This window comes from Pantoea sp. XAF26B01_ASV70 (genome assembly GCF_054512635.1).
On the sequence record NZ_CM137251.1, the window covers coordinates 2,630,432 to 2,651,929 of the forward strand.

Below are 21,498 nucleotides of genomic sequence, written 5' to 3' on the forward strand. Positions count from 1 at the left end.
TTGATATCCCTTAATAACCGCGAAACCCTTCTGGGGTGGCGTAATCCATAGGTGAAATGTCTGTGATTGACCGCTGAACCGGTCCGAGTCTGAGTACCAGCTCATCCCATTTATCGCGGAGCTTTGACGGGCTGAGGATGTTCCGGCACCAGAACGGATCGCTCTGAATACGTTTAAACATCTTGCAAATCTGGTAGTGAGTGCGCTGGTCCTGTGAGCACATCAGGCGCACGTCGTTAGCCCACGCGGTCCAGTTGGGTTCTCGTGGTCTTGCCAGTTCGCCATCAGTCTCAGCCGCTTTTTCGTAGAGGTGGATGATTTGCTCCCATATCCACTGCGCACATTTCAAATCCTCCTCGCTGCCCCACATGGTTCTTTTGGGGCTGCACACTACCGCGTCTGAATCACTAGATAGGGGTTTATCCCCAGGCAGAACGTCCGGAGGCGTAGCTCCAGGACATATAGGGTTTTTATCTGATGGATCATGTTTTGAATTTACTGACGGATCGTCGCCAGATTCTGGCGGGTGAAAATTCGCATTTTTGCCAGATTCCGACGGGTCAAAATTTGAGGGGTCAGAATTTGGTGCATCAGATTTTGACGCGTCAGATTTTGATGTGTCAGATTCTGACGCGTCAGATTCTGGCTGGTGAACATAGGCAGCCTCTCGCAGTTTCCTGACGTTCAGCTGGTACATGTTCGAGGTGTTACGGTTCCCCTTGCGCCGTATGGTACTGGTCAGCCAGCCATCGGCCTCGAGCTTGCGTATCGAGGTGCGCACAGTACTGGAGCCTGCGCCAATCTGACGGGCTATAGTTGCGATTGACGGCCAGCAGATGCCCTCATCGCTGGAGAAATCAGCCAGGCGCGCCATGATGGCCACGCTGGTGATTTTCATACCTGACGCCGCGCAACCGTCCCAGACGTATGAAGACAATTTAACGCTCATCACTAACTCTCCTGAACTTCTGACCCCATAGATTTCGGGGCTGGACGCAGACGTACGGGTAACCTGGACGCCTGAACAGCACCCGGTTATTCGTGACATCAACGCCTATGGTTTCAACAATCACACCGCGTGGATCGGTATAGCGCGCGACCCACGGCTGGATAATCTCATCTGATAGCTGGGGCATTTAGCCCCCTGACTGTTTTGATTTTCTGAGGTAGTCACCCACAGCCCGCTCTATGTCGTCGCGGGTGACTAAATTGCTAGCGCCCTGTAAATTCGGCACATAACGGAATGGCTGCCGACTGCGCCCGCCCCTCATGGGCAGGCAACGGAATTGCGGAAAATCCGGGGATCTGTTTAAATTATTCACGCGATTATTTCTCCACACTAATTGATGTAGTCGCCGAAAGCGCCGGGCTGCAACCTGGCGCTTTCACTTTTCTGGGGCACAGAAAACCCTGTAAACCAGCGTCGTATGCTCCTGTAATTTGGTAATGGCACGGTTTAACTCCTCATCGATGATCTCGCGTTCATGCGGTTCCACCACTCCATCCTCGATAGCTGCCCTCACCTGCTGTGAGTATTGGGTGATCTGTTCGATAGCCTCCAGCAGCCGTTGATTGATATCGCCGTAATCCACCAGCTCGACATCCGGTAGTGGCACGAACACGCCGCCAGAGGTTTTCGCTATAGCTGTTGCGATGTGATTACTGCCTGCTGCCTGCTGCAATACCATCGACCAGCCAATCGGAAACAACTGATCGCCACCATTGCGCAGCCTGTTATGAACGCCGTCCTCGGTAACATCCAGAATCTCAGCGGCCTCGGAATATCCACCAGCCAGACCGGCGATTGTTTTGCGGATCGCCGTAATCATCCAAGCTGGCTGGCGTTCTGCTTTCCATTTCGGTTCATTACCCACGGTCCAATCCCTCCGGCTGTGGTTCGAAAAGTGGTACCAGATCGGGATAATCGCTGGAGACGAACTGAAGTTCGTTTTTTGTAATCTCGGAAATCAGCAGTGCAAATTTCCATGGGATAGGATCTGACCACCCGCTAACACTAGATTTTGCGATGTTCAGGAATCTCGCTGTTGCTGTGACTCCTCCGTAATAATTCAAAACCTCAGATTTATTCATAGCCACCTCATCCGTAAAAGCGAACAAACTGAGTTTAAGTTAACGGATGTTCAATGGTCAATAATTCAAACATGAATAGTTCAGAAAAGCGGACAACCATGAAGCAGCAATTTCACCAAACCATTAGTGATCGCATTGTGAGCAAAATGCAGGAACTCAATCTGCGCAGCAGGGATCTTGTTGCAGGAACCGGAGCATCAAAAAGCACTGTGAGCCAGTGGGTGAATGGCAATAATAACCCTTCAGCAACACATATACCCAAATTAGCCAGGATTCTAAACGTAACTGAAACGTGGTTAATCAACGGCGGCAACTACTCACAAAGAGGTAGGCACGGTGAGTCAGATCAAAGGTCACTCCAGAAAATCCCTCTAATCTCGCTGGCGCAGGCGGGGGACTGGAGAAATTTGATGAACGAAAAGAACGAATTTTCAAAATGGACCACTGTTACTGATGACGTATCCCCCCATGCGTTCTCCGTAGAAATGGACAATGATTCTATGGCTGGACTCATTCCAGAGGGCGCTATAGTTATTTTCGACCCCGATAAAGAGGCAAAATCAGGCCAAATTGTTTTGGCTAAAGTTGGCAATGCATCTGTTATCAAAAAACTAGTGATCGATGGCCCGAGTGCCTATCTCGCCCCGGTCAATTCTGGATACAAAACTATCGAGTTGGAATCGCTCACTCAAATCGTTGCAACTGGCGTATCAGTGCAAACAAAACTTCCATAATCCATCTCAATTGATACCTCAAAAATGGGCGTAGATACGGCCCAAACCCGCCAGCGTTCGTATATACGAACATAAAATGTTGACCATTTAGTCCGTAAATGCGAACATCCGTTTCATCACAAAGTTACCCTTAACTTTGCTGATTTCTTACGCAGCCTTTCTTAAAAACTTTTTTAGTGTGGAGAAACGGCAGTGGGCTATTGCAGTAGCCCACCAGCCATAATCGAGGAAACGATTATGATCCAGGACATCGACGACCTGATTACTGAAATTTTCGACGAATACCCCCGACCACGCCTCATCTGTAATACCCCTGGCGATTACACACCGAGGCTGGTTTCGCAGCTCAACCTGAAGCGCACTACGCGCACCAAACTGACCCCACCCCGCTCGCATGTATGTTCCTGCCCTGTTCAGCAGGAGGAGCGCCCGACTGATTGCCAGTGGGATTTACATGGAATGTATGGGTTAAGGAGTCAGGGATGAGTGAAGTTAAACGTTATTCCCATAATGGTTTGCGGGGAATGTTAGAGCATAAAGCGGGTCGTTATGTGAGTTATGAACGCTACGCTGCTCTTAAGGCAGAGCGTGACGAGTTAGCAGCTGAGAATGAGGAAAAAGCGAAGGTACTATGTGACATTCTCCAGCCTGAAGCAGCCGTACTAGATCGAAAACACCGCAACCGAGCATTGTCAGCTATTCAAGCCCCAGACACCGACGCCTATCTCAACTCTGTACGGGCTGAGGCAATTTCTAATGCCCTGGATTCAAGCAGCGCATTGTGTGACCCAGATTGTGTCATGGATGCTCACGATATCAGTCATGAGGATGCCGAATTACGTTCATCTGGTGCCGCAGAGCTGAGCGATGAACTGCTCGCCTACGCCAACCAACTCCGCGCCGGTAAGGATGGTAAGTAATGGACGCTGCAGCCAAAAAGAAATACCTCTCCAAAATCCAGAAACTGATGCGTCTGGCAGAGAACACCAGCAGTCCTGCAGAAGCTGCCAGCGCCATGTCAAAGGCGCAGGCATTCATGCGTGAGCATGGCCTAAGTGAATCAGAGGTCGTGTTCTCTGAGATCAGCACGAGCGAGAGCAAAAGCTCTCCAAGCGATGCAGAGAAACTGCCTCTTTACATGATCTTCCTGACTACAACCATTGAAAAGGCGTTCGCTGTTAAGTGCCTTGTAGGTTGGAGAGCAACCTCTAGCTACCGCTACAAACGCGTCGTTAGTTTTTACGGGTTGGATAACCGTGATGTTGCAGCTGCGTACATTTTCGACGTTCTGACACGCCAGATTAAGCAGGCGCGAAAAAAATTCATCAATGAGCACTGCGAAAGTTGGCTTGCCCCGAAGCGAAAGGCAGCACTGGCTGACCAATTTTGTGAGGGTTGGGCCTCTGGTGCCTATCACGCAGTGAAAGAGCTGGTCATCGATGAAGAGCAGGAGGCCAAAATGAGTGCCTACGCCGAGAAACTGAAAAATGAGGGCATGGGTAAAGCCAAGACCCGTAACAGTAAAGATGATGACAGCCCCTCTCATGCTAAATATCTCGGCTACCAGGAAGGTAAGCACGCAAAAGTGTTTCATGGAGTTGATGGAAGCAGTAATGGCCCTGCGCTAATCGGTATGACGGAATAAAGATGTCCGGTAATGAGGTTTGATTATGTCCAGAATGGTTAGCCTTGAGGATTGGGCTAAAGATGAATTTGGAGAAGAGGCTCCAAGCGTGCGCACTTTGAAGGTGTATGCGAAAGGCAAAATGATGGCCCCACCAGCGGTAAAGGTTGGCCGGAAATGGATGATTGACCGCGAGGCGCGATTTACCGGGATTCTCGCCGCACCGAAATTAGCACCAACAGCAAACCCAAAATTGAGAAGGATTATCGAGGATGGCTGCAAGACCGCGCACCCATAACATTACAATCCCCAACCTTTATTCAAAGCTGGATAAACGCACTGGTCGTGTGTATTGGCAATATAAGCACCCTATCACTGGCAAATTTCACAGTCTGGGAACCAATGCAGATGAAGCGAAGCAGGTCGCAAATGAAGCCAACGCCATAATTGCAGAACAGCGGACCCGCCAGATACTCAGCGTTAACGAGAAGATCGCAAAAATGCGAGAGTCGCGGGAATTTATCACCGTCACAACGTGGCTTGATCGTTACCTTGAAATACAGCAGGAGCGTCTTGAGTCAGGGGAGATAAAAATAAATTCCGTGAAGCAGAAAAAGAAGCCGGTCGAATTGTTACGTCAGAATTGCGGGATGATGTATTTAAAGGACGTTGGGGCGTTAGAGGTCGCGGAGATAGTCGATGCTGTTAAAGCCGAAGGCCATAACCGAATGGCTCAGGTAGTGAGGATGGCGATCATTGATGTGTTCAAAGAGGCCCAGCATGCTGGGCACGTTCCCCCCGGCTACAACCCAGCGCAGGCCACCAAACAACCACGCAACCGGGTAGTACGTCAGCGTCTTTCACTGGACGAGTGGCAGGCAATATTCAGCGCTGCAGAGGATCACCCGCCCTATCTCCAGTGCGCAATGCTTTTGGCTTTGGTCACTGGCCAGCGCATCGGGGATATCTCTAATATGCAATTTTCGGACATCTGGGACGACATGCTGCATGTTACCCAAGAGAAAACCGGGTGCCGCGTTGCCATCCCTCTGAGCTTGAGGTGTATGACCATTGATATCTCACTCAGAGAGGTTATCGCTCAATGCCGGGACGCTGTAGTGAGTAAATATCTGGTCCATTTCCGTCACTCAACCTCTCAGGCCGTCCGGGGTGATAAGGTTTCTGCCAGCTCTATTACAACGACGTTCAAAAAGGCCAGAAATCACTGCGGCATAACATGGGCTGAAGGCGCTGCACCCACCTTTCATGAGCAGCGTTCGTTGTCGGAACGCCTGTATCGTGAACAGGGTGTAGACACTCAAAAATTACTCGGCCATAAGACTCAGAAAATGACTGATCGCTACAACGATGATCGCGGCAAAGACTGGATTGTGGTGGCTGTGTGATGGTGATTTTATAGACAGTTTTGGGGAAGAGTTTTGGGGAAGTTTTGGGGAAAGAAGGCGTGAAATAAAAAGCCAACACGATTTTTACATTCGTGTTGGCTATATGTTTCGTAAAACTGATTACATATTTTCGATGATCGCGTCACCAAACTCTGAACATTTCAGCAGTTTAGCGCCATCCATCAGGCGTTCGAAATCGTAAGTCACGGTCTTGTTAGCGATAGCGCCTTCAACACCTTTAACAATCAGGTCAGCCGCTTCGAACCACTCCAGATGACGCAGCATCATTTCTGCGGACAGAATAATTGAACCTGGGTTCACTTTATCCTGACCTGCATACTTAGGTGCTGTACCGTGGGTCGCTTCGAACAGCGCACACTCGTCACCGATGTTGGCGCCTGGTGCGATACCAATACCGCCAACCTGCGCTGCCAGAGCGTCAGAGATGTAGTCACCGTTCAGGTTCATACAGGCGATAACGTCATACTCAGCCGGACGCAGCAGGATCTGTTGCAGGAACGCATCAGCAATCACATCTTTAACGATGATCTCTTTGCCGGTGTTCGGGTTTTTGAACTTCATCCACGGGCCGCCGTCGATCAGTTCGCCGCCGAACTCTTCTTTCACTAACTGGTATCCCCAGTCTTTGAAAGAGCCTTCGGTGAACTTCATGATGTTGCCTTTGTGAACCAGGGTCAGTGAATCACGATCGTTAGTGATGGTGTATTCCACTGCCGCGCGCACCAGACGTTTGGTGCCCGCTTCTGAACACGGCTTAACGCCGATACCGCACTGCTCAGGGAAGCGAATTTTCTTCACGCCCATCTCTTCGCGCAGGAACTTGATCACTTTGTCCGCTTCGGCAGAGCCCGCTTTCCACTCGATACCCGCATAGATATCTTCGGAGTTTTCACGGAAGATCACCATGTCGGTCTCTTCAGGACGTTTAACCGGGCTTGGCGTGCCTTTGTAGTAACGTACCGGACGCAGGCAGACGTAGAGGTCAAGCTCCTGACGCAGGGCCACGTTCAGTGAACGAATACCGCCGCCGACCGGGGTGGTCAGTGGGCCTTTAATGGCCACGCGATATTCTTTGATTAAGTCGAGAGTTTCCTGTGGCAGCCAGACGTCCTGGCCGTAGAGTTCAACTGACTTCTCACCGGTGTAAATCTCCATCCAGGAGATCTTACGCTCGCCGTTGTAGGCTTTCTTCACCGCCGCATCGACGACTTTCAGCATGACCGGAGAAACATCAACACCGATACCGTCACCCTCAATGTAAGGAATGACCGGATTGTTTGGCACTGTGAGCTTGCCCTGATTCAGGGTGATTTTCTGACCTTCCGCCGGAACAACTACTTTGCTTTCCATTAACCTCTCCTGGGCGTTTGTTAATGATTTGTAAGATGCGCGTCAATACTACTTGAATATTTCCGCCACGCCAATCACCGCAATTTCACGTTATAATGCGCCGAATGTTTCTGACTGCAAAGCCCATGCGAAAAACTTCTCAACGAATTCACCAGGATAAACGATTCAGCCGTCCGACGCGTGATGCGCGGCGTTCCCCTGCCCGCCCTGCGGCTCCGCGCCGCGTGATTCTGTTTAACAAACCGTTCGACGTGTTACCGCAATTCACCGATGAAGCGGGCCGCCGAACCCTGAAGGATTTTGTCAGCGTCGCAGAGGTTTATGCCGCAGGTCGCCTCGATCGCGACAGCGAAGGATTGATGGTGCTGACCAACGACGGCGCGCTGCAGGCTGCGCTGACTCAGCCCGGCAAACGCACAGGTAAGATCTATTATGTGCAGGTGGAAGGCGAGCCACAGGAGACGGATCTGCAGCCTTTGCGGGATGGGGTTAATCTGAAAGATGGGTTGACGCTGCCCGCTGGGGTAGAAACAGTGGCTGAACCTGAGTGGCTCTGGCCACGTCAGCCCCCTATACGCGAACGTAAAAACATCCCGACGCAGTGGCTGAAAATCACGCTGTATGAAGGCCGAAATCGACAGGTTCGCCGGATGACCGCCCACATTGGCTTTCCCACATTGCGATTGATTCGGTACGCGATGGGGAGTTATTCGCTGGACGATCTGGCTCCGGGCGCGTGGCGCGAACTCAGTGAAAGTGCGCTCTGAAAACCGGTTTTTTATAACCTCAGGTTAACAATTGCGGAGAAGTGATGTTTAAACCTCATGTTACTGTCGCCTGTCTGGTTCAGGCAGAAGGTGAATTACTGGTGGTGGAAGAGACGATCAACGGTCGCCCCACCTGGAACCAGCCCGCCGGGCATCTTGAAGCGGATGAAACTCTGCTGGAAGCCGCAGAGCGCGAACTCTATGAAGAGACCGGCATCGCCACGCCGATGCACTATTTCATCGCGATAAACCAGTGGATCGCGCCCGACAGTACGCCTTTTGTGCGTTTTCTGTTTGGCGTGGATCTGGCGGAAAAAATGCCAACCCAGCCGCAGGACAGCGACATCGATTGCTGCTGGTGGTTGCCGCCAGCGCAGATTCTCACTGCCTCTAACCTGCGTTCGCCGCTGGTCGCGGAAAGCGTTCGCCTGTGGCAACAGGGCACGCGCTACCCGCTACATCTGGTCAGCCCGTTCCGGTGGCCGTTTCACGAGGGTGCGTGCGCGCCTTCTGCATGATAGAATGCGCCGCCTGTTTTTTTATCGTAATGCGAGCGTGTCATGTCTGACAACAGCCAGAAAAAAGTGATCGTCGGTATGTCCGGCGGCGTCGATTCTTCCGTTTCCGCCTGGTTACTGCAACAGCAGGGTTACCAGGTTGAAGGCCTGTTCATGAAGAACTGGGAGGAGGACGATGGCGAGGAGTATTGTACCGCCGCGGACGATCTGGCGGATGCGCAAGCGGTGTGCGACAAGCTGGGTATGAAGCTGCACAAAGTTAACTTTGCCGCTGAATACTGGGATAACGTCTTTGAGCATTTCCTCGAAGAGTACAAAGCAGGCCGCACGCCCAACCCCGATATCCTCTGCAACAAAGAGATCAAATTCAAAGCGTTCCTGGAGTTCGCGGCTGAGGATCTCGGCGCAGATTTTATCGCCACCGGTCACTACGTGCGTCGTCAGGATGTGGCTGGCCAGAGCCAGCTGTTGCGCGGTCTGGATGGCAACAAAGATCAGAGCTACTTCCTCTATACCCTGAGCCACCAGCAGATCGCCCAAAGTCTGTTCCCGGTTGGCGAGCTGGAAAAACCGGAAGTGCGCCGCATTGCCGAACAGCTCGACCTTATCACCGCGAAGAAGAAAGATTCCACCGGCATCTGCTTTATCGGTGAGCGCAAATTCCGCGACTTCCTGGCGCGCTATCTCCCGGCTCAGCCTGGCGAAATAGAAACCACCGAAGGCCAGATCGTCGGTGAACATCAGGGGCTGATGTACCATACTCTGGGACAGCGTAAAGGCCTGGGTATTGGCGGCCTGAAAGAGAGCAAAGATGATCCCTGGTATGTGGTCGACAAAGATGTGGCGCGTAACCGCCTGATTGTTGCCCAGGGCGGCGATCATCCGCGTCTGATGTCCGTCGGCCTGATTGCGCAGCAGCTGCACTGGGTTGATCGCCAGCCGATTACCGCCCCGCTTCGCTGCACCGTGAAAACCCGCTATCGTCAGACCGATATTCCCTGTGAGATTATCCCACACGGCGACGATCGGATTGAGGTGCGTTTCGACGAGCCGGTTGCAGCGGTGACGCCGGGCCAGTCTGCGGTGTTTTACCTTGGCGAGGTCTGCCTCGGTGGCGGTATTATCGAACAGCGTCTGCCGTTAGTGGCGGAGTAAGCGGGCTCAGCCCGCATTGATGACGCGTAAACAGGAGTAACCGTGGCGAAAAATTATCAGGAAATTACGCTGGCGCTGGCGGGCATCTGTCAGTCGGCCCATCTGGTGCAGCAGCTGGCTCAGCAGGGTCACTGCCAGCCGGAGGCGCTGACCGTATCGCTGCGCAGCGTGCTGGACCTTAACCCTGGCTCAACGCTGGCGGTGTTTGGCAACAATGAAGCCAACCTGCGCCTCGGACTTGAAACGCTGATGGCGGTGCTGAACAGCAGCAGTCGTCAGGGTGCAGGTGCAGAGCTGACGCGTTACACCCTGAGCATGATGGTGCTGGAGCGCAAGCTCAGCGCCAGTAAAACAGCCATGGCGACGCTGGCCCAGCGCATCACTCAGCTGGATCGCCAGCTGGCGCATTATGAACTGGAGTCAGACACCATTCTCAGCGCGATGGCTGCCATCTATGTGGATGTGATCAGCCCGCTTGGCCCGCGTATTCAGGTCACCGGTTCGCCTGCGGTACTGCAGAATACGCAGGTACAGAGTAAAGTGCGCGCCACCCTGTTAGCCGGTATCCGTGCTGCCGTATTGTGGCAGCAGGTCGGTGGTGGCCGACTGCAACTGATGTTCTCGCGTCAGCGTTTGCTGCGTGAAGCGAAAACCCTCTTATCCCGGCTGCCACTGACTTACTAAGTCGGTGCGGCAAAACACTGCTAAATGATTCAGGAGTTGCACTGATGGAATTATCCTCTCTGACCGCCGTCTCACCTGTCGATGGTCGTTACGGCGATAAAGTCAGCCCGCTGCGTGCGATTTTCAGCGAATTCGGTTTGCTGAAATTCCGCGTTGAGGTTGAAGTTCGCTGGTTACAAAAACTGGCCGCGACCGCAGAGATCAAGGAAGTTCCTGCATTTGATGCCGACGCAAACGCTTTCCTTGATGCGATTGTCGCCGGTTTTTCCGAAGAAGATGCCGCGCGCATCAAAACCATTGAGCGCACCACCAACCACGACGTCAAAGCGGTTGAGTATTTCCTGAAAGAGAAAGTTGCCGACGTCCCTGCCCTGCATGCTGTTTCTGAATTTATCCACTTCGCCTGTACTTCTGAAGATATCAACAACCTGTCGCACGCCCTGATGCTGGAAACAGCCCGTCGTGACGTGATCCTGCCTTACTGGCAGCAGCTGATTACCGCTGTGAAGGATCTTGCCAGCGAATATCGTGACATTCCGCTGCTCTCCCGCACCCACGGCCAGCCGGCTACACCGTCGACGATGGGTAAAGAGATGGCGAACGTCGCTTACCGTCTGGAGCGTCAGTTACGTCAGCTGAAACAGATTGAGGTGCTGGGCAAAATCAACGGCGCTGTAGGGAATTACAACGCCCACATTGCCGCCTATCCCGAAGTGGACTGGCATGCGCTGAGCGAGAACTTCGTCACCTCGCTGGGGATCACCTGGAACCCTTACACCACCCAGATTGAGCCGCACGACTATATTGCCGAAATGTTCGACTGCATCGCCCGCTTTAACACCATCCTGATCGATTTCGATCGCGATATCTGGGGTTATGTAGCGCTGAACCATTTCAAACAGAAGACCATTGCGGGCGAGATTGGCTCGTCGACCATGCCGCACAAAGTGAACCCAATCGACTTCGAAAACTCCGAAGGCAATCTGGGCCTGGCGAACGCGGTAATGCAGCATCTGGCCAGCAAGCTGCCGGTCTCACGCTGGCAGCGCGATCTGACCGACTCCACCGTGCTGCGTAACCTCGGCGTGGGCGTCGGTTATGCGCTGATCGCCTATCAGGCGACGCTGAAAGGCATCTCGAAACTGGAAGTGAACCGCGATCGTCTGCTGGACGAACTGGATCACAACTGGGAAGTGCTGGCAGAACCGATCCAGACGGTAATGCGCCGTTACGGCATTGAGAAGCCTTATGAAAAGCTGAAGGAGCTGACACGCGGTAAACGCGTCGATGCCGCCGGCATGCAGGCCTTTATCGACAGCCTGGCGCTGCCGGAAGAGGAAAAAGTCCGTCTGAAGCAGATGACGCCTGCAAACTATATTGGCCGCGCTATCCAGATGGTTGACGATCTGAAATAATGCCCGCCGCGGACCGGCCCAGTCCGGTCTGCGTTAACATCTTGTTTAATACATTTCGCGTATACTTTCTGCAGGTTGACTCAAACAGAGTGTAAGGAATTTCTATGCGTGTTCTGGTTGTTGAAGACAATGCCCTGCTGCGCCATCATCTCGCCGTCCAGTTACGTGACATGGGCCATCAGGTCGATGCCGCCGAAGACGCCAAAGAAGCTGACTATTTTCTTCGGGAACATCTGCCCGATATCGCGCTGGTGGATCTCGGCCTGCCGGATGAAGATGGTATGTCTCTGATTCGCCGCTGGCGCAGCGATGCCGTGCGCCAGCCGATTCTGGTGCTGACCGCCCGTGAAGGCTGGCAGGCCAAAGTTGAGGCGCTGGAAGCCGGTGCGGATGACTACGTCACCAAACCGTTTCACATTGAAGAAGTCGCGGCACGCCTGCAGGCGCTGATGCGTCGTAACAGCGGACATGCCTCGCAAATCATCGATATGGCCCCGTTTCAGGTTGATCTCTCCCGCCGTGAACTGACGGTCAATGAACAGCCGGTGAAGCTTACGGCCTTTGAGTACACCATTGTTGAAACACTGATCCGTAACGCGGGCAAAGTGGTGAGCAAAGACTCGCTGATGCTGCAGCTCTATCCTGACGCTGAACTGCGTGAAAGCCACACCATCGACGTTCTTATGGGACGTCTGCGCAAAAAAATTCTGGCGTTGCATCCTACTGACGTGATCGCCACCGTGCGTGGCCAGGGCTACCGCTTTGATCTCTGACCATGTCCTGGTTTAATCGTTATCGCCCTATTTCGCTGCGCGCCCGCTTTCTGCTGGCCTCCGCAGCGATAGTCCTCTTCCTCTCACTCTCCTACGGCATGGTGGCGGTGATTGGCTATGTGGTCAGTTTCGATAAAAACACCTACCGCGTGATGCGCGGCGAGAGCAACCTGTTCTTTACGCTGGCGCAATGGCATGACAACAAACTCACCATCGCCCAGCCGGAACGGATGACGCTCAACTTCCCGACGCTGGTATTTATTTACGATGAGCACGGCAAACTGTTGTGGCAACAACGCGACGTGCCAGAGATCCGCAAGAAGATCCGCCGTGAATGGCTGCTGAAGCCTGACTTCTACGAGATTGATACCAGTAACCGTACCAGCATGGTGGCAATGGGCAATAACCTGAATGCTCAGCAACGACTCAACGACTGGGACAATGACAGCAACGATACCTTTACCCACTCGGTCGCCGTTAACCGTTACGATGCCACCACGAATCTGCCCGCGCTCACCATTGTGGTGGTCGACTCTATCCCGCAGGAGTTGCAGCATTCTGATGTGGTCTGGTCGTGGTTCAGCTATGTGCTGGCAGCCAACCTGATACTGATCATTCCGTTGCTGTGGCTGGCGGCGCACTGGAGTCTGCGGCCGATTGGCGCGCTGACACAGCAGGTGCGCGAACTGGAGACCAGCCAGCGCGAAAATCTGGCGGATAATCCGCCGCAGGAACTGCGCAGTCTGGTGCGTAACCTCAATCTGCTGCTGACCAATGAGCGACAACGCTATACCCGCTATCGCACCACGCTTTCAGACCTGACCCACAGTCTGAAAACGCCGCTGGCCGTGTTGCAGAGCACCCTGCGCTCGCTGCGCAACGGCAAGGAACTGACGGTGGAACAGGCTGAGCCGGTGATGCTGGAGCAGATTAGTCGAATCTCGCAGCAGGTCGGTTATTATCTGCATCGCGCCAGTATGCAGGCCGATCACAATCCGCTGCAGCGCGATCTGCATTCCGTTTCCGGTCTGCTCGACAAACTCTGCTCAGCCCTGAATAAAGTCTATCAGCGTAAAGGCGTGGCGATTTCGCTGGATATCTCACCGGAGCTGACCTTTGTTGGCGACCAGAATGACTTTATGGAAGTGCTGGGCAACGTGCTCGATAACGCCTGCAAGTACTGCCTGGAATTTATCGAAATCAGCGCTTTTCAGAGCGAAAATGCACTCCATCTCTATATTGACGATGATGGTCCGGGCATTCCCGAGAGCAAGCGCGATTTAGTGTTTGTCCGGGGTCAGCGCGCCGACACCCTGCGTCCCGGTCAGGGACTGGGTCTGGCGGTGGTGCGTGATATTCTTGAGCAATATGAGGGCAACGTCATCGCCTCCGGTAGCGCACTCGGCGGAACACGCATGGAAGTGGTCTTTCAGCGCCAGGAAGTCGAACATCGCCGCGAGTAGAAAACCCTCAGGGCTGTTATACTTGCTGGCATTTACAGCCCTAAGCGGAACCCTTTTATGGACTATCAGCTCGATATTAACTGGCCCGATTTTATTCAGCGTTACTGGCAGAAACGCCCGGTAGTGCTGAAGCGTGGTTTTAAAAACTTTGTCGATCCTCTTTCACCGGATGAACTGGCCGGTCTGGCGATGGAAAATGAGGTGGATAGCCGCCTGGTCAGCCATCAGGATGGCAAATGGCAGGTCAGCCACGGCCCGTTCGAGAGCTATGATCATCTGAGTGAAAACAACTGGTCGCTGCTGGTACAGGCGGTCAATCACTGGCATGAAGCCTCTGCCGCACTGATGCGCCCTTTCCGTTTCCTGCCTGACTGGCGTGTTGATGACCTGATGGTGTCGTTTGCCGTCCCTGGCGGCGGCGTCGGTCCCCATTTTGATCAGTATGATGTCTTTATTATTCAGGGTGCCGGTCGCCGTCGCTGGCGCGTCGGTGAAAAGGTGCCGCTGAAGCAGCACTGCCCGCACCCGGATCTGCTGCAGGTTGAGCCATTCGACGCCATCATCGATGAAGAGATGGAGCCGGGTGATATTCTCTATATTCCGCCGGGGTTCCCGCATGAAGGCTACTCGCTGGAAAACGCCCTGAACTACTCCGTGGGTTTCCGTGCCCCCAGCGGACGCGAGTTAATCAGCGGCTTTGCGGATTACGCGCTGGCCAATGAGCTGGGCAGCCTGCGCTTCAGCGATCCGGATGTGCCTGCACGTGATTGCCCGTCGCAGATTCTGCCGCAGGAGATTGAAGGCGTACGTCAGTTGATGCTGGATGTGGTCAATCAGCCGGAGCAGTTCGCTCAGTGGTTTGGCGAATTCATTTCCCAGTCACGTCACGAACTCGATGTCGCGCCACCGGAACCGCCTTACCAGCCTGATGAAATTTATGATGCGCTGCAACAGGGCGATACCCTGAGCCGGCTAGGTGGCCTGCGTGTCCTGACGATTGGCGATGCGGTCTATGTCAACGGTGAGCGGGTTGAGTGTTCACATCCCGATGTGATGGCGGTCCTGGCGCGCCACTATCGCATCACACTGGACGATCTGGGCGATGCGCTGGATGACCCGTCGGTACTGGCGCAGATCGCCGATTTGGTCAATGCCGGTTACTGGTACTTCGGCGACGAATAATCTGAACTGATACTGAATCAGGCTCTCTTGCCGCCGTGGCAGAGAGCCTTTTTTGTGTCTGCGGATTTAATTCTTCTTCTGCGCCGCCAGCTCTGACAGCCGCACAATCACTTCCACCGATTTCGCCATGATATTCAGCGAAGCAAACTCATGCTTGCCGTGATAGTTATAGCCACCGGTAAAGATGTTCGGGCAAGGCAGCCCTTTCCACGACAGCGCCGATCCATCCGTACCGCCGCGAATCGGTTTCACTACCGGCTCAATGCCGCAGTCACGCATCGCCTGTAAAGCCAGTTCGATGATGTGCGGGAACGGCTCAACCTTTTCACGCATGTTGCGATAGCTGTTGGTGATCTCGACGGTGACCGAACAGTCCGGGTGCAGGGTTTTGTTGATCTCTGCGGCAATCTGCAGCAGCGTCTGTTTACGCTGTTCAAAACTCTCCGTTTCGAAGTCACGAATGATATAGAGCATCTCGGCGTGTTCAACGCTGCCTTTGATCTGATGCAGATGATAGAAGCCCTGATAGCCGTCAGTATATTGCGGTTTTTCGCTGGCCGGGACCGCGGCATGAAACTGGTTTGCCAGATCCAGCGCATTGACCATCACCCCTTTGGCGGAGCCAGGGTGCACGTTGTTACCGACGATTTTTACGGTGGCCGAAGCAGCGTTGAAGTTCTCATATTCGAACTCACCCAGATCACTGCCATCAATGGTGTAGGCCCAGTCAGCGGCAAAGCCTTCCACATCAAAGTGAGAAGTGCCGCGACCAATCTCTTCATCGGGCGTAAAGGCAACACGGATCGCACCGTGCGGCGTATCGCTCGCAGCCAGTTGCGCCATCGCCGTCATGATCTCAGCGATACCCGCTTTATCATCCGCGCCCAGCAGGGTTTTGCCATCGGTGGTAATCAGCGTATGCCCAATCAGCTTGTGCAGCACCGGGAACATCACCGGCGAGAGAATTTCGTTGCCGTTACCCAGCGCAATGTCTCCGCCGCGATAATTTTCAATAATCTGCGGATTAACATGTTTCGCCGTAAAGTCTGGCGAGGTATCCATGTGAGAGATGAAACCGATGACTGGCGTCGGCCAGTCAACATTGGCGGGCAGCGTGCCCATGACGCAACAGTGATCGCTTAAGGAGACATCGACAAAACCCAGTGCCAGCAACTCCTCCTGCAGCTGACGCGCCAGCGTCCACTGCCCTTCACTGCTGGGCACCTGGCGCGCCTGCGGCTTAGCCTGTGTCTCAACGGCCACATAACTTAAAAAGCGCTCAAGTAACTGTTCCATATCCCATCCTTTAAAAGTGCCATCCGGTATTATTAACAGACCTGCCGGTTACAACGTTGCGTAAAATCATTCGCAGACAGGTTAGCGCTGTCGATAACCTTTGGGAAAGCAATAAGCCCGAAAAAAACGGCTGATTACGAGATTGTTGCGGCAAACCTCGCAATGTTGATAAACACCGGGCGGCTGGAATCAGCATGACGGGCAAAAAACAGCGAGGCGGCCATAGCCGCCCCTGCTTACTTATAAAGCGCGCGCAGCAGCTTATGCACAAACTCCGGCACCACTTCGCTCGCCAGGCCGTAATGCCGCTCGGCAAATTCGTTGCCCACCTGGCTTGGCTCCAGGTTCAGCTCAACAGTATGCGCGCCCTGCAGTTTGGCTTCATGGACAAAACCCGCTGCCGGATAGACATGGCCTGAGGTGCCGATAGCGATAAAGTAATCGGCCTGTTCAAGCGCCTGATAAATCTGCTCCATGCCCAGCGGCATCTCACCAAACCACACTACGTGCGGCCGCAGCGCCGAGGGGAACTGGCAGCAGGTGCAGCGATCGTCCGGGGTGATATCACCGGTCCACTCAATGACCTGACCGCTGGTGACACAGCGCACTTTTAGCAGCTCACCGTGCATATGCAGCACCCGGCTGTTTCCGGCACGTTCATGCAGATTGTCGATGTTTTGCGTGACCAGCAAAAAGTTATCGCCTAATACCTGTTCCAGCTCCGCCAGCGCCAGATGGGCCGCGTTAGGCTGAATCTCTGCCTCCTGCAATTGCTGGCGGCGCGCATTGTAGAAGCGCTGCACCAGTGCAGGATCGCGCTGAAATCCTTCGGGCGTCGCAACATCTTCTACGTGGTGCTCTTCCCACAGGCCGTCAGCGGCGCGGAAGGTCCGGATGCCGGACTCCGCTGAGATGCCTGCGCCGGTCAGCACGACAACATGTGGCTGAGGATGGGCGGCCAGTTCGGCCTGACGATCGCGCTCAAATATGCGCTGGCGAAAGCGCTGATGCACTTTTCTCCGGGTTTTCTTCAGGCGGGCAAGTCGTATGCGGCGACGTGGTGTACGCATAAAATCTCCTGGCGTAGCAGCTGCGGCGAGCCGCTCTAAACAGATTCCGGGTTAACATCACCCGATAGTAACGGTTGCTGAGGGCAGCGCCCAACAGCAAAGGTCTTAAACAGATGCGGCGCGAAAGGATTCGCGCCGCATTTTTTCACTGACCGCTTAATACCCGAGCCGGGTCAATGCGGCTGGCGCGTCTGGCGGGATACCAGCTCGCCAGCAGGCTCAGCAGAATCGCGGTAATCAATACTGAGAACACATCAATCCAGTGCAGTTCCGACGGCAGGAAATCAATGAAGTAGATATCACCCGCCAGCAGATGATGACCGGTAACCGACTCCAGCCCGCGCACCAGTGAGGTCAGATTCAGCGCCACCAGCACGCCCGCGATCACGCCGCTGACGCTGCCCAGCAGGCCTGCCAGCAAACCGTACCAGATGAAGATGGCGCGGATCAGCCGGTCTTTGGCACCGAGGGTACGAAGCACCGCAATGTCACTGCTCTTATCCTTCACCGCCATCACCAGCGTTGAGACAATGTTAAAGCAGGCGACGCCAATCACCAGCACCATCGCCAGATACATGATGGCGCGGATCATCTGAATGTCGCGGTACATATAGCCGTAAGTGCCAATCCAGCTCTTGATGTAGACGTAGGAACGGGTCGCTTCACCGGCATCCCGCACCAGTTTGACCGCCTGGAACGGGTCGGTCATCTTCAGGGCGATGCCGGACACGCTGTCACCCATCTCCAGATAGTGCTGCGCATCGGCGAGAGGCACCAGCGCCAGGCTGTGATCGAGCATGCCGCTCAGTTGCAGAATACCGCTGACCTGAAGCCGGATACGTTTAGGCTGAAGCAGTTTGTTATCACCATCGTTGTTGGGGATCATGATGGTGATCCAGTCGCCCTGCTTCACGTTCAGCGATTTAGCAATGCCGCCGCCCAGAATGATCTGCTGCTTACCGGCGGCAAAAGAGGACCAACCGTTATCTGCCACAAACTGTGGCAGGGCGCTGAGGCGCGGCTCCTGTGCCGGATCAACGCCCTTTACCTGCAGCGCTTCCAGCCGGGCGCCGCTCTCAATCAGGCCGGTGAAGTTCACATAAGGCGCTGCCGCCGCAATGCCGGGCACCTTTTCAATCGGGGCAATCATCGACTGCCAGTGCTGGAACGGCTGATTGACCGCCTCGATCTCGCCGTGCGGCACCACCGCCAGAATGCGGTTGTTCAGCTCACGCTCAAAACCATTCATGGCGCTCAGACCGATAATCAGCACCGCCACGCCCAGCGCAATACCGATGGTGGAGATCACTGAAATCAGCGACACCATGCCGCCACGACGGCGGCCACGGCTAAAGCGCAGGCCCAGCAACAGGGATAACGACGAACCCATTACACCGCTCCTGCCATGGTGAGCTGATCGCTTAACTGACCATCACGCATCTCCATCTGACGCGTCATGCGTTTTGCCAGCATCAGATCGTGGGTCACCACCAGAAACGCGGTGCCCTGACGCACGTTCAGTTCGCCCAGTAATTCAAAAATGGCGTCGGCGTTGCGTGCATCGAGGTTACCGGTTGGCTCATCCGCCATCACCAGCCGTGGGCGGTTAACCAGCGCCCGGGCAATCGCCACGCGCTGGCGTTCGCCACCTGACAGTTCAGAAGGCCGGTGCGCGGCACGATGGTCCAGCCCGACCGCGGCCAGCATCTCACGGGCGCGATCCTGTGCTTCCGTTTTAGCCGTTTTGCCAATCAGCAGCGGCATCGCCACGTTCTCCAGCGCGCTGAAGTCCGGCAGCAGATGGTGGAACTGATAGATAAAGCCCAGCTCGCGGTTACGCAGCTCCGCTTTGGCCGACGAGGACATGGCATTCAGTGACTGGCCATCAAACACCACGTCGCCCGATGTCGGTGCATCCAGGCCGCCGAGCAGATGCAGCAGCGTACTTTTACCGGAACCGGAGCTGCCGACAATCGCTGTCAGTTCACCGGGCTGGAGGCTGAAAGCCACATTGCGCAGCACATCGGTCTGCACGCTGCCTTCCTGATAGCGTTTGCACAGGTCGCGGCACTGCAACAAAGGAGTGTTACTCATAACGTAAAGCCTCAGCAGGTTGAACGGCGGCAGCGCGCCACGAAGGATAGAGCGTAGACAACAGCGCCACAATCATGGCGCTGAGGGCGATGGTAACCACCTGCCACACATTAATATCAACCGGCAATGCGGCACCATCAAGGAACAGGCCAATCACCGGCATTAAGTTGTTGAGCTGGCTGGCCAGCAAGACACCGAGCAGCGTGCCGAGCAGCGTGCCGATAATCCCGGCGCTGGCACCCTGCACCATAAACACCGCCACTATTTGCCGGCGCGTCAGGCCCTGGGTTTGCAGGATCGCCACTTCGCCCTGCTTCTCCATGATCAGCAGGCCTAACGAGGTGATGATGTTAAAGGCAGCCACGGCGATGATCAGGCTTAGCAGAAGGCCCATCATGTTCTTCTCCATACGCACTGCCTGGAAGAGATCGCCTTTACGCTCACGCCAGTCTTTCCAGACCAGGCCCGCAGGCAGTGTCTGCTGACTCAGACTGTCGACCGACAGCGGTTTATCCAGCCACAGTCGCCAGCCGGTAATGTTACCGGCCGGATAGCGCATCACGCGCGACGCATCCTGAAGATTGACCAGAATCTGATAACCATCGACTTCGCTGTTAGCAGCATAGGTGCCCGCTACGGTAAACAGACGCTGACTTGGCACGCGTCCCATCGGGGTGAACTGGCTGACCGACGGCACCATCAGACGCAGCTGATCGCCACGTTTTACGCCAAGCTGGGATGCCAGCTGTTCACCGAGGATGACATTATACTGCCCGGCCTGCAGCACGCTCTGCCGGGTATTGACCAGGAAAGGAGTCAGCGGATCTTTTTCATCCGGCTCAATGCCCAGCATCACGCCAACGGAGACGCTGTGCGGGCTTTGCAGCACCACATTGGCGGTGGTCAGCGGCGCAATACGGCTGACACCCTGCAGATTCAGCGAGGTGGCGGGTTGCTGTTGTGGATTGAGACTGCCTTTGTCGCTGGTGATCAGCGCCTGAGGCATCAGGCCAAGAATATTGCCTTCGAGTTCACGCTCAAAACCGTTCATCACCGATAACACGGTGACCATCGCCAGCACGCCGAGCGTAATGCCAATCGTTGAGAGCCAGGAGACAAAGCGACCGAAGCGATCCGATGCTCGTCCGCGCATATAACGCAGACCGATAAATAGCGCGACAGGTTGATACATGGAATCCAGTAAGCCGTTGCCTGAAAATAGGTAGTGGGATGATAAAGGAGCGGCTGGCTTTATGAAACCTCTAACCCTCTGAGTCGGCAGCAAAGTTGCATCCGGATGCGTCACTTTGCGCGCCAAAGCAGCGGAATAGCCGATAAAGCCGCCGCTTATTGGCTGATTATTCAGCGTCCAGGGGGGTAGACTACAATCAGTACCATGATCACGGGTGATTTATTGCCGGGCAGTATGAGGTAGCGACCATGTTGAAATTTCCCAAAGGCAGCATCGTTAAACATAAATCCGGGGAGATCAGAGGCGAAATCATCAACGTCTTTGAGCAGGGAAACGCACCAGCCGGCTACTACGTTAAGTGGGACGACGGTAACCTCAGCTATCATCCTGAGCAGGAGTTATCCTGGGCGAATATCGACCGCCCACGCATGCATTACACACAGCAATCCATAAAATAAAATGCCCGTTTAACCCCGTCGCTGCATGGCGACGGCGGTTTTTTCTGATCCCTTGCCAGACTCCGTCTATCCTCTCTTTATCCGCACGATTACCGCTGACGCCCGGTAATGGCTGACCGATCCCCTGGTTCAGCGCGGCGCGGCAGGAAAATTGTGCCGCAGAGGTGATCCCCCTGACATAATATGGAATGATTACGTCCTGGAA

24 protein-coding genes are annotated in these 21,498 nt (G+C 54.4%); 14 read left to right on the plus strand and 10 right to left on the minus strand.

What is annotated here, in order from left to right; translation table 11 throughout:
* Positions 1 to 10 precede the first annotated feature (10 nt).
* From ACX8ZY_RS12335 to ACX8ZY_RS12350, 4 genes are all read right to left on the minus strand, one after another.
* Positions 11 to 949, minus strand: coding sequence for a helix-turn-helix domain-containing protein (locus ACX8ZY_RS12335; protein WP_158131818.1), 939 nt, complete (start codon positions 947 to 949; stop codon positions 11 to 13).
* Entirely contained in the window at positions 939 to 1,136 is a 198-nt protein-coding gene (locus ACX8ZY_RS12340; protein ID WP_158131819.1) for a DUF4222 domain-containing protein, read from the minus strand. The genes ACX8ZY_RS12335 and ACX8ZY_RS12340 overlap by 11 nt, the downstream gene beginning before the upstream one ends.
* Before the next feature lie 249 nt (positions 1,137 to 1,385).
* Positions 1,386 to 1,829 carry a YmfL family putative regulatory protein gene (locus ACX8ZY_RS12345; RefSeq protein WP_233273086.1) on the minus strand — a complete coding sequence of 148 codons (444 nt, stop codon included), beginning with the start codon at positions 1,827 to 1,829 and terminating at the stop codon, positions 1,386 to 1,388.
* Positions 1,830 to 1,866: 37 nt separating this feature from the next.
* Positions 1,867 to 2,091: a Cro/CI family transcriptional regulator gene (locus ACX8ZY_RS12350; protein ID WP_158131821.1), complete on the minus strand. Its 225-nt coding sequence runs from the start codon at positions 2,089 to 2,091 to the stop codon at positions 1,867 to 1,869.
* A 53-nt stretch (positions 2,092 to 2,144) separates the two neighbouring features.
* Here ACX8ZY_RS12350 and ACX8ZY_RS12355 point away from each other — a divergent pair, with 53 nt between their 5' ends.
* From ACX8ZY_RS12355 to ACX8ZY_RS12375, 5 genes are all read left to right on the plus strand, one after another.
* Complete coding sequence (locus tag ACX8ZY_RS12355; protein WP_158131822.1) at positions 2,145 to 2,825, plus strand: LexA family protein; 681 nt, start codon at positions 2,145 to 2,147, stop codon at positions 2,823 to 2,825.
* 482 nt (positions 2,826 to 3,307) lie between these two features.
* Positions 3,308 to 3,745, plus strand: coding sequence for a hypothetical protein (locus ACX8ZY_RS12360; RefSeq protein ID WP_158131823.1), 438 nt, complete (start codon positions 3,308 to 3,310; stop codon positions 3,743 to 3,745).
* Positions 3,745 to 4,470: a DUF2786 domain-containing protein gene (locus ACX8ZY_RS12365; protein ID WP_158131824.1), complete on the plus strand. Its 726-nt coding sequence runs from the start codon at positions 3,745 to 3,747 to the stop codon at positions 4,468 to 4,470. The genes ACX8ZY_RS12360 and ACX8ZY_RS12365 overlap by 1 nt, the downstream gene beginning before the upstream one ends.
* A 25-nt stretch (positions 4,471 to 4,495) precedes the next feature.
* Positions 4,496 to 4,747, plus strand: coding sequence for an excisionase (locus tag ACX8ZY_RS12370; protein ID WP_158131825.1), 252 nt, complete (start codon positions 4,496 to 4,498; stop codon positions 4,745 to 4,747).
* Positions 4,722 to 5,855: a site-specific integrase gene (locus tag ACX8ZY_RS12375; protein ID WP_158131826.1), complete on the plus strand. Its 1,134-nt coding sequence runs from the start codon at positions 4,722 to 4,724 to the stop codon at positions 5,853 to 5,855. Before ACX8ZY_RS12370 ends, ACX8ZY_RS12375 begins: the two co-directional genes overlap by 26 nt.
* Before the next feature lie 120 nt (positions 5,856 to 5,975).
* On the opposite strand, the gene icd is transcribed toward ACX8ZY_RS12375, so the two are convergent.
* Positions 5,976 to 7,226, minus strand: coding sequence for an NADP-dependent isocitrate dehydrogenase (gene icd / locus ACX8ZY_RS12380; protein WP_158131827.1), 1,251 nt, complete (start codon positions 7,224 to 7,226; stop codon positions 5,976 to 5,978).
* Positions 7,227 to 7,330: 104 nt separating this feature from the next.
* On the opposite strand from icd, the gene rluE reads away from it, so the two are divergent.
* The 8 genes from rluE (at position 7,331) to ACX8ZY_RS12420 (ending at position 15,183) form a co-directional block, all read left to right on the plus strand.
* Positions 7,331 to 7,993: a 23S rRNA pseudouridine(2457) synthase RluE gene (rluE, locus tag ACX8ZY_RS12385; protein ID WP_060679956.1), complete on the plus strand. Its 663-nt coding sequence runs from the start codon at positions 7,331 to 7,333 to the stop codon at positions 7,991 to 7,993.
* A gap of 44 nt (positions 7,994 to 8,037) precedes the next feature.
* Complete coding sequence (locus ACX8ZY_RS12390; protein ID WP_158131828.1) at positions 8,038 to 8,511, plus strand: NUDIX domain-containing protein; 474 nt, start codon at positions 8,038 to 8,040, stop codon at positions 8,509 to 8,511.
* Between the two features lie 42 nt (positions 8,512 to 8,553).
* Complete coding sequence (gene mnmA, locus ACX8ZY_RS12395; RefSeq protein WP_010669869.1) at positions 8,554 to 9,666, plus strand: tRNA 2-thiouridine(34) synthase MnmA; 1,113 nt, start codon at positions 8,554 to 8,556, stop codon at positions 9,664 to 9,666.
* Positions 9,667 to 9,708: 42 nt separating this feature from the next.
* The gene (gene hflD, locus ACX8ZY_RS12400) at positions 9,709 to 10,350 is read left to right on the plus strand and encodes a high frequency lysogenization protein HflD (protein WP_010246266.1); all 642 of its coding nucleotides are present in this window, start codon (positions 9,709 to 9,711) and stop codon (positions 10,348 to 10,350) included.
* Positions 10,351 to 10,394: 44 nt separating this feature from the next.
* Entirely contained in the window at positions 10,395 to 11,765 is a 1,371-nt protein-coding gene (gene purB, locus ACX8ZY_RS12405) for an adenylosuccinate lyase (protein ID WP_010246268.1), read from the plus strand.
* Positions 11,766 to 11,869: 104 nt separating this feature from the next.
* Positions 11,870 to 12,538 carry a two-component system response regulator PhoP gene (gene phoP / locus ACX8ZY_RS12410; RefSeq protein ID WP_010246270.1) on the plus strand — a complete coding sequence of 223 codons (669 nt, stop codon included), beginning with the start codon at positions 11,870 to 11,872 and terminating at the stop codon, positions 12,536 to 12,538.
* 2 nt (positions 12,539 to 12,540) lie between these two features.
* Positions 12,541 to 14,001: a two-component system sensor histidine kinase PhoQ gene (gene phoQ, locus ACX8ZY_RS12415; protein WP_010246272.1), complete on the plus strand. Its 1,461-nt coding sequence runs from the start codon at positions 12,541 to 12,543 to the stop codon at positions 13,999 to 14,001.
* 57 nt (positions 14,002 to 14,058) lie between these two features.
* A complete protein-coding gene (locus tag ACX8ZY_RS12420; protein ID WP_158131829.1) occupies positions 14,059 to 15,183 on the plus strand; it encodes a ribosomal protein uL16 3-hydroxylase in 1,125 nt (374 codons plus the stop codon).
* Between the two features lie 66 nt (positions 15,184 to 15,249).
* Here the strand turns inward: ACX8ZY_RS12420 and pepT are convergent, their stop codons facing one another.
* From pepT to lolC, 5 genes are all read right to left on the minus strand, one after another.
* On the minus strand, positions 15,250 to 16,479 hold the full coding sequence (gene pepT / locus ACX8ZY_RS12425) for a peptidase T (RefSeq protein ID WP_010246276.1): 1,230 nt from the start codon (positions 16,477 to 16,479) through the stop codon (positions 15,250 to 15,252).
* Positions 16,480 to 16,715: 236 nt separating this feature from the next.
* Positions 16,716 to 17,549 (minus strand): Sir2 family NAD+-dependent deacetylase, encoded by an 834-nt coding sequence (cobB, locus tag ACX8ZY_RS12430; RefSeq protein WP_010246278.1) that lies wholly within the window; start codon positions 17,547 to 17,549, stop codon positions 16,716 to 16,718.
* Positions 17,550 to 17,694: 145 nt separating this feature from the next.
* Entirely contained in the window at positions 17,695 to 18,939 is a 1,245-nt protein-coding gene (gene lolE / locus ACX8ZY_RS12435) for a lipoprotein-releasing ABC transporter permease subunit LolE (RefSeq protein WP_022625849.1), read from the minus strand.
* Positions 18,939 to 19,643 carry a lipoprotein-releasing ABC transporter ATP-binding protein LolD gene (gene lolD / locus ACX8ZY_RS12440; RefSeq protein ID WP_010246282.1) on the minus strand — a complete coding sequence of 235 codons (705 nt, stop codon included), beginning with the start codon at positions 19,641 to 19,643 and terminating at the stop codon, positions 18,939 to 18,941. The genes lolE and lolD overlap by 1 nt, the downstream gene beginning before the upstream one ends.
* Positions 19,636 to 20,835, minus strand: coding sequence for a lipoprotein-releasing ABC transporter permease subunit LolC (gene lolC, locus ACX8ZY_RS12445; RefSeq protein ID WP_039392496.1), 1,200 nt, complete (start codon positions 20,833 to 20,835; stop codon positions 19,636 to 19,638). Before lolC ends, lolD begins: the two co-directional genes overlap by 8 nt.
* 248 nt (positions 20,836 to 21,083) lie before the next feature.
* Between lolC and ACX8ZY_RS12450 the strand changes: the two genes are divergently transcribed.
* Positions 21,084 to 21,293 carry a hypothetical protein gene (locus tag ACX8ZY_RS12450; RefSeq protein WP_003849845.1) on the plus strand — a complete coding sequence of 70 codons (210 nt, stop codon included), beginning with the start codon at positions 21,084 to 21,086 and terminating at the stop codon, positions 21,291 to 21,293.
* The last annotated feature ends 205 nt before the right edge of the window (positions 21,294 to 21,498 follow it).